Origin of the sequence: Pseudomonas sp. NPDC089406 (assembly GCF_044900265.1) — a bacterium.
GTDB classification, from domain to species: Bacteria; Pseudomonadota; Gammaproteobacteria; order Pseudomonadales; family Pseudomonadaceae; genus Aquipseudomonas; species Aquipseudomonas fakonensis.
In genome coordinates, this window is the sequence record NZ_JBJDNC010000064.1 from 1 (window position 1) to 6876 (window position 6876).

General features: G+C 64.4%; 6 protein-coding genes. 5 read left to right on the top strand and 1 reads right to left on the bottom strand.

All coding sequences use genetic code 11. From position 1 onward, the window contains the following. The first annotated feature begins 306 nt into the window (after positions 1-306). The 5 genes from cysM (at position 307) to ACI2KK_RS27355 (ending at position 6413) form a co-directional block, all read left to right on the top strand. Positions 307-1206 carry a cysteine synthase CysM gene (cysM, locus tag ACI2KK_RS27335; RefSeq protein ID WP_404671405.1) on the top strand — a complete coding sequence of 300 codons (900 nt, stop codon included), beginning with the start codon at positions 307-309 and terminating at the stop codon, positions 1204-1206. Next, positions 1206-2564, top strand: a complete 1359-nt coding sequence (gene rlmD / locus ACI2KK_RS27340; protein WP_404671406.1) for a 23S rRNA (uracil(1939)-C(5))-methyltransferase RlmD — start codon at positions 1206-1208, stop codon at positions 2562-2564. Before cysM ends, rlmD begins: the two co-directional genes overlap by 1 nt. 99 nt (positions 2565-2663) lie before the next feature. Further along, on the top strand, positions 2664-4904 hold the full coding sequence (gene relA / locus ACI2KK_RS27345; RefSeq protein WP_217842191.1) for a GTP diphosphokinase: 2241 nt from the start codon (positions 2664-2666) through the stop codon (positions 4902-4904). A gap of 106 nt (positions 4905-5010) precedes the next feature. Beyond that, positions 5011-5844, top strand: a complete 834-nt coding sequence (mazG, locus tag ACI2KK_RS27350) for a nucleoside triphosphate pyrophosphohydrolase (protein WP_404671407.1) — start codon at positions 5011-5013, stop codon at positions 5842-5844. Between the two features lie 26 nt (positions 5845-5870). After that, a complete protein-coding gene (locus ACI2KK_RS27355; RefSeq protein WP_217842193.1) occupies positions 5871-6413 on the top strand; it encodes a DUF2058 domain-containing protein in 543 nt (180 codons plus the stop codon). Positions 6414-6459: 46 nt separating this feature from the next. Here the strand turns inward: ACI2KK_RS27355 and ACI2KK_RS27360 are convergent, their stop codons facing one another. After that, positions 6460-6642 (bottom strand): hypothetical protein, encoded by a 183-nt coding sequence (locus ACI2KK_RS27360; RefSeq protein ID WP_217888095.1) that lies wholly within the window; start codon positions 6640-6642, stop codon positions 6460-6462. Positions 6643-6876: the final 234 nt, after the last annotated feature.

Sequence of the window (6876 nt, forward strand, 5' to 3'; positions counted from 1 at the left end):
GCAGGCGCCGATACTTTCACAGGCATAACTGGCCCGAAACAGATGTAGGAGCGGCCTTGTGTCGCGATGCGCCGCGCGGGCGGCGCTCGATCTCATAGGCGCTACAAGGGTTGTGGCGAGCACCTGGAGGCCCTGACACCGACACCTTGAAATGGATGACCATAAGACCCGAACCCGATCCCCAAAAAATCCCCCAACCCCCACCCTTATACCCACCCGCTATAACGACCAACCATTGCGAGATATGGCCTGACAACGAATGCCGGTATGATAGCCCCCCCTGCCGTCCGGATTGCGAAAACGCCCATGACCCTGCAGTACCCAACCATCGCCGATTGCGTCGGCAACACGCCTCTGGTTCGCCTGCAGCGCATCGCCGGGGCAACCAGCAACACCTTGCTGCTCAAGCTCGAAGGCAACAACCCGGCCGGCTCGGTCAAGGACCGCCCGGCGCTGTCGATGATCACCCGCGCCGAACTGCGCGGCCAGATCAAGCCCGGTGACACCCTCATCGAAGCGACCTCCGGCAACACCGGCATCGCCCTGGCCATGGCCGCGGCGATCAAGGGCTACAAGATGATCCTGATCATGCCCGACAACTCCACCGCCGAACGCAAGGCGGCCATGACCGCCTACGGCGCCGAGTTGATCCTGGTGACCAAGGAAGAAGGCATGGAAGGCGCCCGCGACCTGGCGGAAAAACTCCAGGCCGAAGGCCGTGGCCTGGTGCTCGATCAGTTCGCCAACGGCGACAACCCCATCGCCCACTACAACAGCACCGGCCCGGAAATCTGGCAGCAGACCCAAGGCAGCATCACCCATTTCGTCAGCTCCATGGGCACCACCGGTACCATCATGGGCTGCTCGCAATACCTCAAAGAGCAAAACCCTGCGGTGCAGATCGTCGGCCTGCAGCCGATGGAAGGCTCGGCCATCCCCGGCATCCGCCGCTGGCCCGAGCAATACCTGCCGAAGATCTTCGACGCCACCCGCGTCGACCGCGTGCTCGACATGTCCCAGCAGGAAGCCGAAGACACCACCCGCCGTCTGGCTCGCGAAGAAGGCATCTTCTGCGGCGTGTCGTCCGGCGGTGCGGTGGCAGGCATGCTGCGCCTGTCCCGCGAAGTCGAGAACGCCGTGATGGTCGCAATCATCTGCGATCGCGGCGACCGTTACCTGTCCACCGGCCTGTTCGACCCCACCTGATGTCCAGAAAGAAAAGCAACAGCGGCCTGCGCTTCCAGCCAGCCGGCGGCAACCGTACCGCACAAGTGCCCGTGGGCAAGAAGCAACGCCTGCAGATCGAGCGCCTGAGCGGTGATGGCCGCGGCATCGCCTTCATTGAAGGCCGCACCTGGTTCGTCAGCGGCGCCCTGGGCGGTGAAGAGGTCGAGGCGCGGGTGCTCGGCGCCCGCGGCAAGGTGGTCGAGGCGCGCCTGGAGCGCGTGTTCCAGGCCAGCCCCGAACGCCGCGAGGCCCCCTGCAAGCACTATGACCGCTGCGGCGGCTGCAACCTGCAGCACCTGCCCCACGAAGGCCAGCTGGCACTCAAGCAGCGCTTGCTGGCCGAGCAACTGCAACGGGTGGCCGGCTTGCAACCGGAAGAATGGTCCGCCCCGCTGAGTGGGCCTGAGTTCGGCTACCGCCGCCGCGCGCGGGTAGCCGTGCGCTGGGATGTGAAGGCCCGCCAGCTGGAAGTCGGCTTCCGTGCCGAGGCCAGCCAAGACATCATCGCCATCGACGATTGCGCAGTGCTGGTACAACACTTGCAGTCGATTCTGCGCCACTTGCCGACCGTGCTGCGCAGCCTGGGCAAACCCCAGGCGCTGGGCCATGTAGAGCTGTTCAGTGGCACCGCTGAAGCATTGCTGGTGCGCCATGTGGCGCCGCTGCCCGAGGACGACCTGGCGCGCCTCAAGGCATTCTGCGAGCAGGCCAACGCGCAGCTGTGGCTGCAGGGCGAGGGCCAACCGGCGCCGGTGGATGCCGCGGCCAAGCTGGGCTTTACGCTCGAGCCCTGGGGGCTGGAGCTGGCCTGGCGGCCGGGCGATTTCGTCCAGGTCAATGCCCAGGTCAACACCCTGATGATCCAGCAGGCGTTGAGCTGGCTGGCGCCACAGGCCGATGAGCGGGTGCTGGACTTGTTCTGCGGCCTAGGCAACTTCGCCCTGCCGCTGGCCCGCCAGGCCCGCGAGGTGGTGGCGGTGGAAGGCGTGCAGGCCATGGTCGAGCGCGCAGCGGACAATGCCCGGAACAACCATGTGCATAACGCACGGTTTTTTCAGGCCGATTTATCGCAGCCTTTGGCGGGCGCTGGATGGGTCGCCGAAGGCTTTTCTGCGGTACTCTTGGACCCACCACGCGACGGGGCCTTTGAAGTGGTGCAAGGCATCCACGGGCTCGGCGCAAAACGGCTGGTCTACGTATCGTGCAACCCGGCCACGCTGGCGCGAGACGCGCAGGTGCTGGCAGGGCAGGGGTACCGGTTAAAAAGGGCCGGGATTCTCGACATGTTTCCTCAGACGGCGCATGTCGAGGCCATGGCGTTATTCGAAGCAGGCTGACCGGGTCAGCCTTCTTGGTGCAGCCTTCAAGGACTGAGGGCCGTACAGGTGATAACCAGCGCACCCCTGTGGTGCGTTGTATGGAAAGGTAAAACAAAGATGGTACAGGTGAGAGTGCACCAGCCGGTCAACAACGACGGCAGTATCAATCTCGAAGCATGGCTCGATCATGTGGTGAGCGTCGATTCGCAGCTCGATCGCACGGCATTGAAAGATGCCTGCGAGTTCGCCCAGGAAGTCGAGAAAAAGGGTAACCCGGCCAAGCATTCCTGGGCCGATGGTACTTCCAGTTTTCAGGCCGGCCTTGAAATCGCCGAGATTCTTGCCGACCTCAAGCTCGACCAGGATTCGTTGGTCGCGGCGGTCATCTACCGCTCGGTGCGCGAAGGCAAGGTCACCCTCGCCGAAGTCGGCCAGCGCTTCGGCCCGGTGGTCTCCAAGTTGATCGACGGCGTGCTGCGCATGGCCGCCATCAGCGCCAGCCTGAGCCCGCGCCAGTCGCTGGTGCTGGGCTCCCAGGCGCAGGTCGAGAACCTGCGCAAGATGCTGGTGGCCATGGTCGACGACGTGCGCGTGGCGCTGATCAAGCTCGCCGAGCGCACTTGCGCCATCCGCGCAGTCAAGGCTGCCGATGACGAAAAACGCCTGCGCGTGGCCCGCGAAGTGGCCGACATCTACGCGCCACTGGCCCACCGCCTCGGAATCGGCCATATCAAGTGGGAGCTCGAAGACCTCTCGTTCCGCTACCTCGAGCCCGACCAGTACAAGCAGATCGCCAAGCTGCTGCACGAGCGCCGGCTGGACCGCGAGCGCTTCATCAGCGACGTGATGAACCAGTTGCAGAACGAGCTGCTGGCTACAGGTGTGAAGGCCGATATCAGCGGCCGGGCAAAACACATCTATTCGATCTGGCGCAAGATGCAGCGCAAGGGCCTGGAATTCAGCCAGATCTACGACGTGCGCGCGGTGCGCGTGCTGGTGCCCGAGGTGCGCGACTGCTACACCGCCCTGGGTATCGTGCACACCCTGTGGCGGCACATCCCCAAAGAATTCGACGACTACATCGCCAACCCCAAGGAGAACGGCTACCGCTCGCTGCACACTGCGGTGATCGGCCCTGAGGGCAAGGTGCTGGAAGTGCAGATCCGTACCCACGCCATGCACGAGGAAGCCGAGCTTGGCGTGTGCGCGCACTGGCGCTACAAGGGCACCGACGTCAAGCCCAGCTCCAACCACTACGAAGAGAAGATTTCCTGGCTGCGCCAGGTGCTCGAGTGGCATGAAGAACTGGGCGACATCGGCGGCCTGGCCGAACAGCTGCGGGTGGATATCGAGCCCGACCGGGTCTATGTGTTTACCCCCGACGGCCATGCCATCGACCTGCCCAAGGGCGCCACGCCGCTGGACTTTGCCTACCGCGTGCACACCGAGATCGGCCACAACTGCCGGGGTGCCAAGATCAACGGGCGCATCGTGCCGCTGAACTACAGCCTGCAGACCGGCGAGCAGGTGGAGATCATCACCAGCAAGCACGGCAGCCCCAGCCGCGACTGGCTGAACTCCAACCTGGGCTACGTCACCACCTCGCGGGCCCGGGCCAAGATCGTCCACTGGTTCAAGCTGCAGGCCCGCGACCAGAACGTCGCCGCCGGCAAAACCCTGATCGAGCGCGAACTGAGCCGCCTGGGCCTGCCCCAGGTCGACTTCGAGCGCCTGGCCGAAAAAGCCAACGTCAAGACCGCCGAGGACATGTTCGCCGCCCTGGGCGCCGGCGACCTGCGCCTGGCGCACATGGTCAACGCCGCCCAGCAGTTGCTCGAGCCCGAGCGCCTCGAGCAGGTCGAGCTGATTCCGCGCCAGGCCCGTGGCATCCGTTCGGGCAAGCGCAGCGATATCCAGATCCAGGGCGTCGGCAACCTGCTCACGCAGATGGCCGGCTGCTGCCAGCCGTTGCCGGGCGATGCGATCGTCGGCTACATCACCCAGGGCCGTGGCGTGAGCATTCACCGCCAGGACTGCGCCTCGGTGCTGCAACTGGCCGGCAAGGAGCCGGAGCGCATCATCCAGGTCAGCTGGGGGCCGATCCCGGTGCAAACCTACCCGGTGGACATCGTCATTCGTGCCTACGACCGCCCGGGGCTGCTGCGCGACGTGTCGCAGGTGCTGCTCAACGAAAAGATCAACGTGCTGGCGGTCAACACCCGCTCGAACAAGGAAGACAACACCGCGTTGATGTCGCTGACCATCGAAATCCCCGGCCTGGATGCCCTCGGCCGCCTGCTGGGGCGCATCTCGCAGTTGCCCAACATCATCGAGACGCGGCGTAACCGCACCCCTTGAGAATGAAGTGGCTGCTTCGCGGGCAAGCCCGCTCCCACAGGTTGGTCACTGACCCTGTGGGAGCGGGCTTGCCCGCGAAGCAGGCGCTGGCGAAGGACCTATGTAAATGACCTACTCCCTCGACGACCTCCTGCACCTCATGGCCCGCCTGCGCGACCCGCAGCACGGCTGCCCGTGGGACTTGAAGCAGGACTACGCCAGCATCGTCCAGCACACCCTCGAAGAAGCCTACGAGGTGGCCGACACCATCGAGCGCGGCGACTTCGCCCACTTGCAGGGTGAACTGGGCGACTTGCTGTTCCAGGTGGTCTACTACAGCCAGCTGGCCCGGGAGGAGGGGCGTTTCGAGTTCGCAGGCGTGGTCGATTCGATCACCCGCAAGCTGATCCGCCGTCACCCCCACGTCTTCCCCACCGGCGAGCTGTACGCGCCGCTGGACACCCCGGCGCTGAGCGAAGCCCAGGTCAAATCCCGCTGGGAAGAGATCAAGGCCGAAGAACGCGCCGAAAACAGCGACCCCGAACAGCTGTCGCTGCTTGACGATGTACCTGCGGCATTGCCTGCACTGTCCCGCGCCGCCAAACTGCAAAAGCGCGCGGCCACGGTCGGTTTCGACTGGCCCGAGGCGCTGCCGGTGCTGGACAAGGTGCGTGAAGAGCTCGACGAAGTGCTGCAGGCGATGGCCGACGGCGACAGCGATGCCCTGGAAGACGAGCTCGGCGACCTGCTGTTCGCCACCGTCAACCTGGCCCGCCACCTCAAGCACGACCCGGAAAACGCCCTGCGCCGTGCCAACCGCAAGTTCGAGCAGCGTTTCCGATTTATCGAACAGGCATTGCGCGAGCAGGGCCTGAACATCCAAGATCGTACCCTCGACGAGCTGGACGCCCTGTGGGGCGAGGCCAAGCGTCAGGAAAAGAACCTGCCCAGCTGCGGCTGAGCCGATGCATAAGTGAGTGAACACCCATGAGCCTTTCCCTTCGCGACCAACTGCTCAAAGCCGGCCTGGTCAACCAGAAACAGGTTTCCCAGACCAACAAGGCCGAGAAGAAACAAAAACGCCTGGAACACAAAGGCCAGGTGGAAGTGGACGACAGCCAGCAGCGCCTGGCCAAAGAAGCCATTGCCGAAAAAGCCAAAAAGGACCAGGAGCTGAACCGCCAGGTCCAGGAAAAGGCCGAGCAAAAGGCCCGCGCCGCGCAGATCAAGCAATTGATCGAGGCGACCCGCCTGCCCAAGCTGACCACCGAGGACTACTACAACTTCGTAGAGGACAAGAAGGTCAAGCGCATCGCCGTCAACGCCCTGATGCGCAGCAAGCTGAGCAACGGCGCGCTGGCCATCGTCGCCCATGGCGGCGGCTACGAGGTGATCCCGCGCGAGGCGGCGGTGAAGATCCAGGAGCGCGACCCCAACCGCATCCTGCTGCTCAACACCCATGTCGAGCAAGCCGACGAAGCCGACGACCCGTACGCGGCCTACAAGATCCCGGATGATCTGATGTGGTAAACACGAAAAACCCCGCCTAGGCGGGGTTTTTTACAAGAAGACTGTGTCATTGCGTGCTGCGCTGGTTTTCCAGGGTTTCCAGCTCGGTGCGGTACTGCTGGGCCTGCTGCTCGTCGTGGAACATGCCCACCAGTTGGCCTTGCTGATGCACGTCCCAGATCCGCACACCAGCGGCCAGGCCTTCGTGGGACATTTTCGATTCGTCGCGTTCGGTTACTTTGACAGTCATCGCTTAACTCCACTGCTAGGGTTGGCTGCGGCACTGTGTCGCAGGCCTCCTTTATAGAATTTGTTAGCAGGCTAAGTAAATAAAACAGCGATGAAACAAGTTTCATGAACCGTTGGCACGCTCCCCTGTAGGAGCGGGGGGGGGGGGGGGGGGGGGGGGGGGGGGGGGGGGGGGGGGGGGGGGGGGGGGGGGGGGCGGGGGTGGGGGGGGGGGGGGGGGGGGGGGGGGGGCGCG

Excerpts from the sequence above, each read along its gene's own strand:
- relA (WP_217842191.1), top strand. The coding sequence starts at position 2,664 with ATGGTACAGGTGAGAGTGCACCAGCCGGTCAACAACGACGGCAGTATC.
- ACI2KK_RS27360 (WP_217888095.1), bottom strand. The coding sequence starts at position 6,642 with ATGACTGTCAAAGTAACCGAACGCGACGAATCGAAAATGTCCCACGAA.
- rlmD (WP_404671406.1), top strand. The coding sequence starts at position 1,206 with ATGTCCAGAAAGAAAAGCAACAGCGGCCTGCGCTTCCAGCCAGCCGGC.
- mazG (WP_404671407.1), top strand. The coding sequence starts at position 5,011 with ATGACCTACTCCCTCGACGACCTCCTGCACCTCATGGCCCGCCTGCGC.
- ACI2KK_RS27355 (WP_217842193.1), top strand. The coding sequence starts at position 5,871 with ATGAGCCTTTCCCTTCGCGACCAACTGCTCAAAGCCGGCCTGGTCAAC.
- cysM (WP_404671405.1), top strand. The coding sequence starts at position 307 with ATGACCCTGCAGTACCCAACCATCGCCGATTGCGTCGGCAACACGCCT.